General features: G+C 61.2%; 13 protein-coding genes. 9 read left to right on the top strand and 4 right to left on the bottom strand.

All coding sequences use genetic code 11. The features are described from left to right. The first annotated feature begins 7 nt into the window (after positions 1–7). Genes efeO (M5C01_RS12155) through efeO (M5C01_RS12145) form a run of 3 tightly spaced genes read left to right on the top strand, consistent with a single transcriptional unit; the run spans position 8 to position 3,381 of the window. Positions 8–1,201 carry an iron uptake system protein EfeO gene (efeO, locus tag M5C01_RS12155; RefSeq protein ID WP_152738851.1) on the top strand — a complete coding sequence of 398 codons (1,194 nt, stop codon included), beginning with the start codon at positions 8–10 and terminating at the stop codon, positions 1,199–1,201. A gap of 19 nt (positions 1,202–1,220) precedes the next feature. Further along, positions 1,221–2,531, top strand: coding sequence for an iron uptake transporter deferrochelatase/peroxidase subunit (gene efeB, locus M5C01_RS12150; RefSeq protein WP_152738848.1), 1,311 nt, complete (start codon positions 1,221–1,223; stop codon positions 2,529–2,531). A 25-nt stretch (positions 2,532–2,556) separates the two neighbouring features. Continuing rightward, on the top strand, positions 2,557–3,381 hold the full coding sequence (efeO, locus tag M5C01_RS12145) for an iron uptake system protein EfeO (RefSeq protein ID WP_152738845.1): 825 nt from the start codon (positions 2,557–2,559) through the stop codon (positions 3,379–3,381). A 54-nt stretch (positions 3,382–3,435) separates the two neighbouring features. Here efeO (M5C01_RS12145) and pssA read toward each other — a convergent pair whose 3' ends face one another. Further along, positions 3,436–4,779, bottom strand: coding sequence for a CDP-diacylglycerol--serine O-phosphatidyltransferase (gene pssA / locus M5C01_RS12140; protein WP_152738842.1), 1,344 nt, complete (start codon positions 4,777–4,779; stop codon positions 3,436–3,438). Positions 4,780–4,977: 198 nt separating this feature from the next. Here pssA and M5C01_RS12135 point away from each other — a divergent pair, with 198 nt between their 5' ends. The 6 genes from M5C01_RS12135 (at position 4,978) to pncA (ending at position 9,022) form a co-directional block, all read left to right on the top strand. After that, a complete protein-coding gene (locus M5C01_RS12135) occupies positions 4,978–5,541 on the top strand; it encodes a TetR/AcrR family transcriptional regulator (protein WP_152739300.1) in 564 nt (187 codons plus the stop codon). Positions 5,542–5,654: 113 nt separating this feature from the next. Continuing rightward, positions 5,655–6,134 carry a nuclear transport factor 2 family protein gene (locus M5C01_RS12130; RefSeq protein WP_152738839.1) on the top strand — a complete coding sequence of 160 codons (480 nt, stop codon included), beginning with the start codon at positions 5,655–5,657 and terminating at the stop codon, positions 6,132–6,134. 221 nt (positions 6,135–6,355) lie between these two features. Next, positions 6,356–6,895, top strand: a complete 540-nt coding sequence (locus M5C01_RS12125; protein ID WP_152738836.1) for a tetratricopeptide repeat protein — start codon at positions 6,356–6,358, stop codon at positions 6,893–6,895. A gap of 54 nt (positions 6,896–6,949) precedes the next feature. Further along, positions 6,950–7,447 carry an RNA polymerase sigma factor gene (locus M5C01_RS12120; protein WP_152738833.1) on the top strand — a complete coding sequence of 166 codons (498 nt, stop codon included), beginning with the start codon at positions 6,950–6,952 and terminating at the stop codon, positions 7,445–7,447. Further along, entirely contained in the window at positions 7,444–8,232 is a 789-nt protein-coding gene (locus tag M5C01_RS12115) for a transcriptional regulator (RefSeq protein WP_152738830.1), read from the top strand. Before M5C01_RS12120 ends, M5C01_RS12115 begins: the two co-directional genes overlap by 4 nt. Positions 8,233–8,371: 139 nt before the next feature. After that, positions 8,372–9,022 carry a bifunctional nicotinamidase/pyrazinamidase gene (pncA, locus tag M5C01_RS12110; protein ID WP_152738827.1) on the top strand — a complete coding sequence of 217 codons (651 nt, stop codon included), beginning with the start codon at positions 8,372–8,374 and terminating at the stop codon, positions 9,020–9,022. 24 nt (positions 9,023–9,046) lie between these two features. On the opposite strand, the gene M5C01_RS12105 is transcribed toward pncA, so the two are convergent. The 3 genes from M5C01_RS12105 to M5C01_RS12095 all read right to left on the bottom strand — a co-directional run bounded on the left by M5C01_RS12105 (position 9,047) and on the right by M5C01_RS12095 (position 12,828). Next, positions 9,047–9,778, bottom strand: a complete 732-nt coding sequence (locus tag M5C01_RS12105; protein WP_152738824.1) for a hypothetical protein — start codon at positions 9,776–9,778, stop codon at positions 9,047–9,049. Continuing rightward, the gene (locus M5C01_RS12100) at positions 9,775–11,049 is read right to left on the bottom strand and encodes an AAA family ATPase (protein ID WP_152738821.1); all 1,275 of its coding nucleotides are present in this window, start codon (positions 11,047–11,049) and stop codon (positions 9,775–9,777) included. The genes M5C01_RS12105 and M5C01_RS12100 overlap by 4 nt, the downstream gene beginning before the upstream one ends. A gap of 120 nt (positions 11,050–11,169) precedes the next feature. Next, on the bottom strand, positions 11,170–12,828 hold the full coding sequence (locus M5C01_RS12095) for a SulP family inorganic anion transporter (protein ID WP_248764319.1): 1,659 nt from the start codon (positions 12,826–12,828) through the stop codon (positions 11,170–11,172). Positions 12,829–12,844 lie beyond the last annotated feature (16 nt).

Raw genomic sequence — 12,844 nt, 5'->3', positions numbered from 1 at the left:
GTTACCCATGTCCAACCCTGCAACTGGCAAACCGCCCCAGGCCCTGCGCTGGGCGGTAGCCGGCTCGGTGATCGTGATGATCGCGGCCGGTGGACTGTTCTATTACGCCTCGCAACTGGCCGCGAGCAAACGCCAGGCCCATCACAACGAAATCACCGTGACCATCCAGGCCCACGGCTGCGAGCCAAATGCCCTGAGCGTGCCGGCTGGGCAGAACAGCTTCCGCATCCTCAACAGTTCGCAACGCGCGGTCGAGTGGGAGATCCTCGACGGCGTACTGGTGCTCGAGGAGCGCGAGAACATCGCCCCGGGCCTGAGCCAGGTGATCAATGCCAACCTGCAACCCGGCGACTACGCCATTACCTGCGGCCTGCTGAGCAATCCGCGCGGCACCCTGCACGTCACGCCTACGGCGGCTTCCGAGGCCGCGGCCAAGGCGCGTCCGTCAATGACCGCCTTTATCGGGCCGTTGTCGGAGTTCCGCGTCTACCTGAGCAGCCAGGGCAACGCACTGATCAAGGCCGTCGATGCACTGGAACAGGCGATTACCGCCGGTGACCTGACCCAGGCCCAGGCGCTCTATGCCCCGGCCCGTGCCGCCTATCAGCGTCTGGCCCCGGCCGCCCAGCGGCTCGCCGAACTGGATAACGCGATCAATGCCCGCGCCGACTATTACGAAAAACGCGAACAGGACCCCGGCTTCGGCGGCTTCCACCGTATCGAGTACGGCCTGTTCCAGCAACGCAGCGTCGACGGCCTGGTGCCGGTCGCCCAGCACCTGCAAGCCGATGTCGCCAACCTCAAGCAGCAACTGCTGGCCCAATCGCTGCCGCCGGAACAACTGGTCAGCATCGTCGTGCGCAGCCTGCGCAGCATGGCCGATACCCGCGCCAGCGGCGGCGAAGAAGAGCGCTACAGCCACGTCGACCTGGACGGCTTCGCCGCCAACCTGCAAGCCGCACAAAAGGTCATCGACCTGATGCGACCGCTGCTGCTCAAGTCGTCCGGCGAGCTATTGGTGAAGATCGACAGCGCCGCCACGGCCCTCGACGCCGAATTCAACGGACTGCGCAACGCCGACGGCTATGTCACCTACGACACCGTAAGTGCCGCGCAACGCCAGCAGATCAGCAACAAGGCCAAGGACCTGGCCGATGCACTCGATGGAATCGATCCCGCCCTCGGCCTTTCCGGCCTGTAACCAAGCAGACGATACGAACATGAGCGATTCAGAACACAACAACACCGAATTCTCCGCCCAGCGCCGTCGCGTCCTGCTGGGCATGGGGGTGGCCGGCGCCGCCCTCGCCGGCAGCGCCCTGAGCTGCCCGGCCATGGCCGCCAGCCAGGCCCAGGTCACCGAAGCCCCGAGCAGCGACAAGACCGAGGACCGCCACGACTTCCACGGCAAGCACCAGACCGGGATCGTCACCCCGCGTCCGGCCGCCGGCATGATCGTCTCCTTCGACGTCCTGGCCAGCGACAGCGAGGAACTCGAACGCCTGTTCCGCACCCTGAACAAGCGCATCGCGTTCCTGATGAGCGGCGGCCCGGTGAAACAGGTCGATGAAAAACTGCCGCCCCTGGATTCCGGGATTCTCGGCCCGGTGGTCACCCCGGACAACCTGACCATCACCGTCGCGGTAGGCGAGTCGCTGTTCGACGAGCGTTACGGCCTGGCCGGCGTAAAACCCAAGCACCTGATCCGCATGGTCGGCTTCCCCAACGACGCGCTGCAAGCGGAACTGTGCCACGGCGACCTGAGTATCCAGTTCTGCTCGAACACCCCGGACACCAACATTCACGCCCTGCGCGATATCGTCAAGAACACCCCGGACCTGCTGCTGGTGCGCTGGAAACAGGAAGGCACGGTACCGGCCCAGGCGCCGCTCAAGGCCGGCGAACCGGCCCAGAGCGCACGCAACTTCCTCGGTTTCCGTGACGGCTCGGCCAACCCGGACTCCAACGATGGCAGCGCCATGGACCGTATCGTCTGGGTCCAGCCCGGAGCCAATGAACCGGCCTGGGCCGTGGCCGGCAGCTACCAGGCGGTGCGGATCATCCGCAACCTGGTGGAGCGCTGGGACCGCACGCCGTTGCAGGAACAGCAAAGCATCATCGGCCGGGTCAAGGCGACTGGCGCGCCCATGGGCGGCCAGAAGGAAAGCGATATCCCCGACTACAGCAAGGACCCGGAAGGCAAGCTGACCAAGCTCGATGCGCATATCCGCCTGGCCAACCCGCGCACCACCGAAACCCAACGCAACCTGATCCTGCGTCGCCCATTCAACTACTCCAATGGCGTGAGCAAGAACGGCCAGCTGGAAATGGGCCTGCTGTTCATCTGCTACCAGGCGGACCTGGCGCAAGGCTTTATCGCCGTACAAACCCGGCTCAACGGTGAGCCCCTGGAGGAATACCTCAAGCCTATCGGCGGCGGTTATTTCTTCACCTTGCCGGGGGTCACGGGCGATCAGGACTTTATCGGTCGCTCACTGCTTTCAGCTGCAAAACAAAAAACCACCGCTTAATCCTTAACTCACCAGGAAACGCCCCATGAAGAAGTCGCCTCTTGCTTTGTTGTTGGCCCTTGGCTTGCTCCACACGCCGCTTTCGGCTTTCGCGGCCACCGCGCCGCTGGATCTGGTGGGCCCGGTGTCCGACTACAAGATCTATGTGACCGCGGAGATCGATGAGCTGGTCAGCAAGACCCAGCAGTTCACCGACGCGGTGAAAAAAGGCGACCTGGCCACCGCCAAGAAGCTCTACGCACCGACTCGCGTGCACTACGAGAAGATCGAGCCGATCGCCGAGCTGTTCAATGACCTGGACGGCGCCATCGACTCCCGCGTCAACGACCATGAAAAAGGCGTGAAGGCTGAAGACTTCACCGGCTTCCACCGCATCGAATACAGCCTGTTCTCGGAAAACACCACCGACGGCCTGGGCGCCCTGGCCGACGGCCTGAACAAGGACGTCAAGGACCTGCAGACCCGCGTTGCCGGCCTGACCTTCCCTCCTGAGAAAGTCGTCGGCGGTGCCGCCGCGCTGCTGGAAGAAGTCGCCGCGACCAAGATCTCCGGTGAAGAAGACCGTTACAGCCACACCGACCTGTATGACTTCCAGGGCAACATCGACGGCGCGAAGAAAATCGTCGACCTGTTCCGGCCGCAGATCGAGAAGCAGGACAAGGCTTTCGCCGCCAAGGTGGACAAGAACTTCGCCGCCGTGGACAAGATCCTGGCCAAGTACAAGACCAAGGATGGCGGTTTCGAAACCTATGACAAGGTCAAGGATGCCGACCGCAAGGCCCTGGTGGGTCCGGTCACGACCCTGGCTGAAGACCTGTCGACCCTGCGTGGCAAGCTGGGCCTGAACTGAGGCCGGTGGTTATCCCGGGGGATTGCGATCGCCCGGGATGACCTCATCCGCGCTTTACAACATCCGATACAACAACCGCTCGATCCGCACCCGACTGACCCGCCGCAGGAACTTGCCCACCGCTTCCGGATAGTCCACCAGGGTTTCCAGGCTCTTGAAGCTGTCGATCCGCTGGGTGTTTTCCATGATCAGCGCCAACTCCTTGGCCCGCACCTCGCACAACTCGCGACGTGGATCGTCGATCAGCAAGGCATTCTCCAGATCCAGCCGGAACGCCCGTGGATTGAGGTTGTTCCCCGTCAGCAAGGTATAACGCTCGTCGACCCACATGCCCTTGAGGTGATAGGTGTTGTCACCGTCACGCCACAGGTGCAGGTTCAACTGCCCGCTGTCGATCACCGGCTGGTGACGCTTGGCGAAACGCCGCAGGCTGATCTCGTAGAGATAGGGCAAGGCGGCGATCACCTTGAACGGCTGGCTCGGCGGGATATAGAAGTCGTTGGCGGTCTTGTCGCCGACGATGATATCGATCTTCACCCCACGCTCCAGGGCCCGGTTGATTTCCCGGGTCACCGCCAGCGGCATGTTGAAATAGGGCGTGCAGATAGTCAGTTGCTGCTGGCTGGAGGCGATCAGTTCGCAGACCAGGCGGTTCAGCGGGTTGTTCTTGCCCAGGCCCATCACCGGGCTGACCGACAGGCCGAAGGTCGGTTCACTGCCGGCCGTGGTGTCATAGCCGGCTTTCTTCAAGCGGCTGCGCAAATCGCCGATGTCGCCGCGCAGGCTGCGGGTCGTCGGCAGCTCCGGCACGTCAAGGCGGCGCACCGCCCGGGAGGCCAGCAGCTCGTTGCGTATCAACCCCTGCATCGAGTCGGCCAGTGCGGCGTTTTGCAGCACGTGGTAACGGTCGAAGCGGTATTTGTCGAACTTGTGCAAGTAGACGTTGTTCAGGCTGGCGCCGCTGTAGATCACGCAGTCGTCGATCACGAAACCCTTGAGGTGGAGCACGCCGAACAGTTCGCGGGTCTGCACCGGCACCCCGTAGATCGGCACTTCAGTGGTGTGGTCGCGGGTTTGCGCCTGGTACCAGGCGCTGTTGCCCGGCTGCTTGCCGGCACCGATCAAACCGCGCTGGGCCCGTAGCCAGTCGACCACGACGACAATCTCCAGCTGCGGATGGGCCGACTTGGCCGCATGCAGGGCATCGAGGATTTCCTGTCCGGCTTCGTCTTCCTGCAGGTACAACGCCACCAGCGTGATGCGCTGCCGGGCACCGGCGATCTTCTCCAGCAGGCAACGCCGGAACTCGGCGGCCGAAGGCAGGATGGTCAAAGCCTCGGCAGCCAGCGGGAAGCTGCGCAGTTTGGGCAACAGGGAGCGTTTGAAGAGCGACGGCATAGGGCTCGCTAGGGTCGAATGCGAAGGATCGCTGAGTCTACACCATGCGCCGCTCTCGGACGCGCCTTCGAAGAGGGCTTTGCTGCCAACCTGGAGTCGTTCCCCGATGCGCCCCCTGCCCGTCCTCCTGTCACCCGCCATGGATTTATTTGAAAAAGACGATTGACCATGGAGAACGATCGTTCTACTCTCTTTCCCATGAACGAAATCACTCCGAACCAGACCCGCGAAAACCTGCTGGATACCGCCGAGCAGTTGATCTATCAAGGTGGCATCCATGCCACCGGCATCGATCTTCTGGTGCGCACTTCCGGGGTGGCACGTAAAAGCCTCTACAAGTACTTCGGCACCAAGGACGATCTGACCCTGGAAGCCTTGCGCCGCCGGGATATCCGCTGGATGCAGTGGTACCGCGGTGAAGTCGACCAGGCCGAAAGCTCCGGTGCCCGCCTGCTGGCCCTGTTCAGCGTGCTCGGCGGCTGGTTCGCCAGCGAAGGCTTTCGCGGCTGCGCCTTTATCAACACCGCCGGCGAAACCGGCGACCCCAAGGACCCGGTGCGGCAATTGGCCCGGGAACATAAACAGAAGTTGCTCGACTATGTGGTCGAGCTCTGTGAAGCACATGGCATCGCCGATCCCCTGGCCACTGGCAAACAGTTGCTGATCCTGATCGACGGCGCCATTACCGTTGCACTTGTCATGGGCGACCCCGGTGCAGCCGATAATGCGCAATGCATGGCGCGAACGTTATTGGCGCTCTGAGTCGTGCCCCGAACCGCCATTACGCTCCGGATGAGCGAGTGGCGGGCGGGCCACCGACCGCTTGACCCAAGCGCGACAACTTGTCTGAACCCTACTCAATTGGAGACATTGCCATGTCATCTGACGCTGACGTTCGCCCGCCGCTTCCCCCCTTCACCCGTGAATCGGCGATCCAGAAGATCCGCCTGGCCGAAGACGGCTGGAACTCCCGTGACCCGCAGCGCGTGTCCCTGGCCTACACCCTGGACACCCAATGGCGTAACCGTGCCGAGTTCGCCCACAACCGTGAGGAAGCCAAGGCGTTCCTGACCCGCAAATGGGCCAAGGAACTGGATTACCGCCTGATCAAGGAACTCTGGGCCTTTACCGACAACCGCATCGCCGTACGTTATGCCTATGAGTGGCATGACGACTCGGGCAACTGGTTCCGTTCCTACGGCAACGAAAACTGGGAATTCGACCAGAACGGCCTGATGTCCAACCGGCATGCCTGCATCAACGACATGCCGATCAAGGCCGAGGAGCGCAAGTTCCACTGGCCGTTGGGGCGCCGCCCGGACGATCATCCAAGCCTCTCCGACCTGGGGCTGTAACCCCTCCCTCGATCATTCCCGCCCCGGGTGGGAATGATCGCCTTTGCAAAAAATCGCCTGATGGGCGATTTTTTTCTGCAGCCTTGAATAAATTCCCAACATCAGGTGTTCAATCCATAACAAGCATTGCGATCGACAGGCGTCGCAAATAAATTTCAGTGGCCACGAATAAAACCCGACGCATCAGTGTTTACTAGCCAACAGATACCGGAGCATTACCGATGAGCATCAAAGCCACCTTCGCGGTTCCTTTCCTGATGGCCAGTTGCATGGCCGCGGCCCTGTTGAGCACGCCGGCATTCGCCTCGGGCGAAAAACCGGAATCGATGCCGCCGACCTGCCCCAAGGGGCAGGTGTGGAACAAAGCCAAAAAGGCCTGCGTGCCGTTTGTCAGCAGCCTGACTCCCGACGAAGACCGCACCGACTACGCCTACCGCCTGGCCAAGAACGGGGACTATCAAGCCGCCCTGGATCTGCTCGACACCCTCAAGCAACCCAATACCGCCAAGGCCCTGAACTATCGCGGTTACGCCACCCGTAAGCTGGGCCGTACCGACGAAGGTATCGGCTACTATCTGCAGGCCCTGGAGCTGGACCCGAACTACGCCCAGGTCCGCGAATACCTCGGTGAAGCCTACGTGATCAAGGGCCGCCTCGACCTGGCCCAGGTGCAGTTGCAGAGCATCAAGTCGCTCTGCGGCACCGGTTGCGAAGAATATGAAGACCTGGCCGACGCCATCGCGCACCCGATTCCCAGCTGATCACCGTTAAAGGCGGAGGTTGTCATCGCCAGCGACAAGGAAATACGCACCGAGATGGGACAGCACCTGCCGCGCCTGTGGCGTTACGCGCTGGTGCTGTCCCGGCAACGCCATATCGCCGAAGACCTGGTGCAGGCCACCTGCGTCCGCGCCCTGGAGCGAGGCGATCAGTTCGTCTCGGGCACGCGTATGGACCGCTGGCTGCTGAGCATCCTGCATTCGATCTGGCTCAATGAAGTGCGCTCCCAACGGGTTCGCCGCGGCCAGGGCCTGGTGGATGCCGACGAAGCCTTGAGCTTTGACGGCGAACAGGTGGCGCAGACCCACGTCCTGGCCTCCCAGGTGATCCGGCGCGTCGACGCCCTGCCCGACGCCCAGCGCGAAACCGTATTTCTCGCCTATGTCGAAGGTCTGTCCTACAAGGAAGTGGCCCAGGTGCTCGAAGTACCCATCGGTACGGTCATGAGCCGGCTGGCCGCCGCACGGGTGAAGTTGGCGGAACATCCGCCCCTGCGTGCCGTGCCCAGCGCCAACAGCGGAGAACGGCGATGACTGACCAGCTCTCGCACTACACCCCGACCGATGAACAGTTGGTGGCCTTTCTCGACGACGAAGTGGACGCCGAGGAACGCAGCCGGATCGAGGCCGCGCTGGCCCGCGACGAAAGCGTGGCCGAGCGTCTCGAGTGGCTGATGCGCAGCGAACTGCCGTTCCAGCAAGCCTATGACGAACTGCTCGAACAGGCGCCCCAGGCTCGACTGGAGACCATGCTGCACAGCCTGCCGACAGAAAAAAAGGCCGCGACGCCGATGAGTCGACGCCGTTTCCTCGCCGTGGCCGCCAGCTTCATGGTCGCGGGGATTGCCGCGGATCGACTGTTCCAGGTCTGGCAGACACCCCCGCCGTCGAGCGAAATCAGCTGGCGTGGGCTGGTGGCCGACTATATGGCGCTGTACACGGCACAGACCCTGGAGAACCTGCCCGGCGACGACGCCACTCACCGGGCCCAGTTGCAAAGTGTCCAGCAGTACCTCGGGCTGGCGCTTGACCCCGCCCAGGTGCAACTGCCGGTTGTGCAACTCAAACGCGCGCAGATGCTCGAGTACGAACATATACCGATTGCCCAGATCAACTACCTGGACCCGCAACATGGGCCGCTGGCGTTGTGCATCACCCACTCGAAAACCGGGACCCGGGCCATGGCCCAGGAAGTGCGCCATGGCATGAATGTGGTGTTCTGGTCCGGGCCGACCTATGCCTACATGTTGATCGGGCGCAACTCGGTGGCGGAGCTGAACAATATGGCCGACCTGCTCAGGCAGCGTTTCGCCAGTTGAACCAGGCGATGTGGCCGGGCGCCTGCCAGGCCAATAACCTACCCGTCTCGCGGCCGACCACCGACGGTCCGAGGCGGCGCCTGGCGCAAGCACAACGACTAGACTGTTCGAGGCCGAACCCAATTTCCAAGGAGGTCCCATGTCCCCGTCTCACAACCTGCCGCCCCTGAACGACCCGCGTTGCGCCCTGGTCGTGATCGATATGCAGAATGACTTCATTCCCGGCGGCCAACTGGCGGTCCAGGGCGGCGACGAGATCGTGCCACTGATCAACCGCCTGGGCGCCCGCTTTCGCAATGTGGTCATCGCCCAGGACTGGCATCCCCGCGGCCATGTCTCGTTCGCCAGCAGCCATCCGGGCCATGCGCCCTTCGACAGCGTGCAACTACCCTATGGCACGCAAACCCTCTGGCCGGACCATTGCGTGCAAGGCAGCCACGGCGCGCAGCTGCATGCGGACCTGGACCTGCCCCATGCGCAATTGATCGTGCGCAAGGGCTGCAACCGCGAGATCGACAGTTATTCGGCCTTCGTCGAAGCCGACCGGCGTACGCCCACCGGCCTTTCCGGTTATCTGAAGGAACGGGGTATCGATACGGTCTATCTGGTCGGCCTGGCGTTGGACTACTGCGTCGCCTGGTCGGCCCTGGATGCACGGACGGCGGGTTTCAGCACCCTGCTGATCATCGACGCCTGCCGGGCCATCGACCTGGACGGCTCACTGCAACGTGCGCTGGGAGAGATGGAAACCGCCGGGGTGAAACTCATCGACTCGATGGCATTGGCGTAGCTACATCGTCCATTTTGCGCTTTATCACTTACGGGCTTGCTTACGTAGCCCAGCTTCACGCCCCTGTTGCTTTTTGGCGAGACGCTGGGCTAACTGCCTGATGGCTTCACAGTAAGCAGGAAGGCAATGTTGAGCGTCGGGAATACCCATTTTCCTGACAACTTGCAGCGCTGCCGTTGAGCTAAGGTACTTACCTCCAGGCTTTATTGCCCCCCGAATAACGGCCTTGCGATCATTGACCAAGACTGACGCATTTAAATTCAACACTTTTACAGTTTTCCTGGCTCGGTCTGAAAGTCCTTCTACCAAACCACTCTCATGAAAAAAGAACTGGGTACTCGCGTTTTGTCCGAGCGGCGATTCGAAAGGCTCTTGCGCAGGATCATAATTCTTTTTCTCAACCGCCCCGAACGCACAAGCCGTCGATCCCTGACTGGGCGGGAAGCACGCCACCATATTCGTATAATCAATGCTCCGACTTTGATGCTCTGCCTGAGGATAGATATGTTCAATATGACAACTGAGCGCCGTCTCCTTACCCGCAACCACCTCAACTTTGGTTGAACATTTCTGCTGAGTCAACAACCGCCGCATCGTATAAGCACACAGATGAAACTGCTCCAGCAGGAGTGCACGACGCACGTCTTCTGTCGGGAAACCTCCGCCGGAATAAGTCAGATTCTGGGGGGAGCGACGATTGGCATGTTTCCAGGCAGTCAGCGCTGGGGGTTCAACTCCTTTTTGAATACTCCTCATGGACGGTCCTCTTCAATCCACCTCAGAGAATCAATACTGCTCTGAATTTCCAGGACGTCAGGAATGTCCCCGACCTTGTGGCGTAATACGTCCAATCCCGCCTGGGCCTCATCGAACTTGTCGTCCTCCAGCAAGCGCCTGATGACACTAAGAGGACCACTGGCTATCAGGCTTTGGGCCCTCCCTCCCATCAACTCCTCAAGCACCTCTCCGCTACTCAATCCCAGCGATCGTTCGGGATGGCCAATATAACCGCCCTCCTTGAGAAGCATCACTGCTGTTGCTGGCAACTCTCCAAGAATTTGCGGTGAGTGCGTGGTAATGATGAACTGGCAATTAGGGAATGTTCTTTCCAAATTGGATACCACGGTCCTTTGCCATGCAGGATGAAGATGAAGATCCAACTCATCAATCAAGACCACACCTCGTCCCAACAAAGGCTCCTTGATTCCTGGATTCAACAGTGTCAGCCGACGTGCCAAATCCCCTATCATTGCCAGCAGGCAACGCTCACCATCCGAGAGCTGCAAAATGTTAAGCTCACGATCCCCCTTAAGAAGGGTCATCCGCAAAGAAGGTTTACGTCTGATTCGGATATCCTTGAATCCTGTGAATATCTCGATGGCTTCGCGAACCGCAGAAAGCTCTACATCACGAAAGTCCGAGTCATCGCGACGCTTTTCATTCTCCAGATCTTCCTGGTTTCTAAACCAGATAAAAAATCGTTTAAAATCTGCTCCGCCATGACCCAGCGCATCCTCATACCCCTCGGCAATAGCGTTATTCAATCGTTCTCTAACACGAAGAGGTACCTCAAGAACAGCACGATGTACATCGTAGTAGACAGCCAGGGGAGCTTGAATCTCGCTGGACTCAACGAGTTCGTAATGGGCTATTGCATTAGCCAACGAATTCACAGCTGAGTTCAAACGCGCCAGATCACTGCTACGCTCTTCCGGGTGTTTGCCTGATTTTCGATTTAATGCAATGGCCCAGCTCAGCTCCTCTGACAGACTGTCCCATTGGGTGACAGTGCTCAGGCGGGTGTACTCTGAACCTATGCGGATATCGTCTTGAGATATAGACCGAGACTTTGAAGCTTGGTCGATGATCCTGGACGTCAGGCTGGAAAGCGCAATAGCCAACGCATCCAGAATCGACGATTTGCCGACACCATTAACCCCCACAAGCGCAGTCGTTCGCTCCTTGAAGTCGAGCTCGATACGCTCGATCCCACGAAAATTGACGAGGGTGAATCGCTTGATCTGCATGATGGGTTTCCAGCTTGCCCGGCACAATCAGCCGGTATCCAATAAAGTGCGACGATCATAGTAACTATCAGAGGGGCTGTCACGACGTAGGCGCCCACAAACTGTGACAGCCCCCCTGAACTATTGAGCTTCCACTTCCTTGGCTTGATTGCCCTCCTCCATGACCGATTGCACCACCGCAAACACGCTCAAGTCACTGAGCGTCACCTGTGCCAGCGTCTCGCTCGGTAGCGCCAGCAGGGCCTGATGCGCCTCGTGCTTCAAGCGTGCGATCAGCAGCCGCTTGCCCTCGGTCGGGAAACGCATGATGAAGTCCTGCAGGGCTTCGAGGCTGGTGCCGTCCAGGTCCGGTGACTCCTCCAGGCTGAGAATCACCGAATGCACGGCCTCACCTTGCTCGCGAACCCGCCGCGAGACGCTGCCAAGGATGCGTTCGGCGTTGGCGAAGAACAACGGCTCGCCCGGGCGCACGATCAGCACCCCGGGGACTTCCCGTGCCTGGGGATGCAGCTGGCAGTCGACGAAATCATGGCCCTCGGCAATATGCCCGAGCACCTGGACCGAGGCTGAAGACATCTGCCTCAACATCAGCATCAGGCTGATCGCCACCGCCGCCAGCAGACCGTCCAGCACCCCGAGCAGCAGCACCGCGGCCACCGCGCAGATCGCCAGGACCCGGTCGCGGCGCCAGACGAAGTAGCGATGCAAGGGCTCCAGGCTCAGGGCCCGGGTCAAGGCATGAATAACGATGGCCGCCAGCACCGGCTCCGGCGTCAGGGCGATCAGCGGCAACAGGGTCAGCACGATCACCAGCACCACCAACGCCGCCACCACCCCGGCCAACCGTGAGGTAGCACCCGCCGCATCATTGGCCGAGGTCGCCGAGTAGCCGGCACCGGCGGGCATGCCATGGAACAGGCCGGACAACAGGTTGGCGCCGCCCAGTACCAGCAGGTCGCGGTTGGAGTTCACCCGATCGCCGTGCTTGAGGGCAAAGGCGCTGATGGAACCATAGGACTCGGCGTAGAGGATCATCACCATGGCAAAGCCCAGTTCCACCAGCTTCAGCCAGTCGGAAAACGCCAGGCGCGGCAGCGACGGCACCGTCAGTTGCAGGTCGATCACACCGATCAGGTCGACGCCATAGCCGGGCAAATCCAGCCATTTGCCGGCAGCCACACCGAGCATCACCACCAGCAAGCCGCCCGGCAGGCGCCGGTAGCGGCCCAGTACCGAGAGCAGTACCAGGGCGACCACCGCCACCGCGACCCCGGCCCAGTTCCAGCGCGGCAACTGGCTGAGCAATTCGGGCACGAAGCGGATCAGGTCGCTGTGGGCGGGACTCACATGGACGATGCTCGCGACCTGCTTGAGGATGATGGTCACCGCCAGGCCGAAGGCAAAACCGCGTAGCACCGGCTTGGCGATGAAGGACGTGACGCTGCCCAGCTTGAACAAACCGGCGAGCAGGAACATCAGGCCAGTGATCATCACCAGGCCGATGGCCATGGTCAGGCGCAGCGCCATGTCGGGCCCCGCCACCGAGACCGTCGCCGCCGCCAGCACCGCGGCCGACGAGGAGGTGGCGGAGACGATGGCGTAACGGCTGGTGCCGAACAGGCCGTAGCAGAACAGCCCGGCAAACAACGCGATAACCCCGGCCTGGGGTGGCACGTTGGCGATGCTCGAATAGGCGACCGCTTCGGGTAACAGCAAACCGGCAATCGACAGCCCGGCAATCAGATCCGCCCAGCCGCGTTTCGGTTGCGCGGCGGGCATCGGGGTGGGCAGTGCG

Origin of the sequence: Pseudomonas sp. MWU12-2319 (genome assembly GCF_023242525.1) — a bacterium.
Lineage (GTDB): Bacteria > Pseudomonadota > Gammaproteobacteria > Pseudomonadales > Pseudomonadaceae > Aquipseudomonas > Aquipseudomonas gingeri_D.
This window is presented reverse-complemented; position numbering and strand designations above follow the sequence as displayed.

What these genes read in the sequence shown, in the direction of transcription:
- M5C01_RS12095 (WP_248764319.1), bottom strand. Translation starts at nt 12,828, where the DNA reads ATGCCCGCCGCGCAACCGAAACGCGGCTGGGCGGATCTGATTGCCGGG.
- efeB (WP_152738848.1), top strand. Translation starts at nt 1,221, where the DNA reads ATGAGCGATTCAGAACACAACAACACCGAATTCTCCGCCCAGCGCCGT.
- efeO (WP_152738851.1), top strand. Translation starts at nt 8, where the DNA reads ATGTCCAACCCTGCAACTGGCAAACCGCCCCAGGCCCTGCGCTGGGCG.
- M5C01_RS12135 (WP_152739300.1), top strand. Translation starts at nt 4,978, where the DNA reads ATGAACGAAATCACTCCGAACCAGACCCGCGAAAACCTGCTGGATACC.
- M5C01_RS12130 (WP_152738839.1), top strand. Translation starts at nt 5,655, where the DNA reads ATGTCATCTGACGCTGACGTTCGCCCGCCGCTTCCCCCCTTCACCCGT.
- efeO (WP_152738845.1), top strand. Translation starts at nt 2,557, where the DNA reads ATGAAGAAGTCGCCTCTTGCTTTGTTGTTGGCCCTTGGCTTGCTCCAC.
- pncA (WP_152738827.1), top strand. Translation starts at nt 8,372, where the DNA reads ATGTCCCCGTCTCACAACCTGCCGCCCCTGAACGACCCGCGTTGCGCC.
- M5C01_RS12125 (WP_152738836.1), top strand. Translation starts at nt 6,356, where the DNA reads ATGAGCATCAAAGCCACCTTCGCGGTTCCTTTCCTGATGGCCAGTTGC.
- M5C01_RS12100 (WP_152738821.1), bottom strand. Translation starts at nt 11,049, where the DNA reads ATGCAGATCAAGCGATTCACCCTCGTCAATTTTCGTGGGATCGAGCGT.
- M5C01_RS12115 (WP_152738830.1), top strand. Translation starts at nt 7,444, where the DNA reads ATGACTGACCAGCTCTCGCACTACACCCCGACCGATGAACAGTTGGTG.
- pssA (WP_152738842.1), bottom strand. Translation starts at nt 4,779, where the DNA reads ATGCCGTCGCTCTTCAAACGCTCCCTGTTGCCCAAACTGCGCAGCTTC.
- M5C01_RS12105 (WP_152738824.1), bottom strand. Translation starts at nt 9,778, where the DNA reads ATGAGGAGTATTCAAAAAGGAGTTGAACCCCCAGCGCTGACTGCCTGG.
- M5C01_RS12120 (WP_152738833.1), top strand. Translation starts at nt 6,950, where the DNA reads ATGGGACAGCACCTGCCGCGCCTGTGGCGTTACGCGCTGGTGCTGTCC.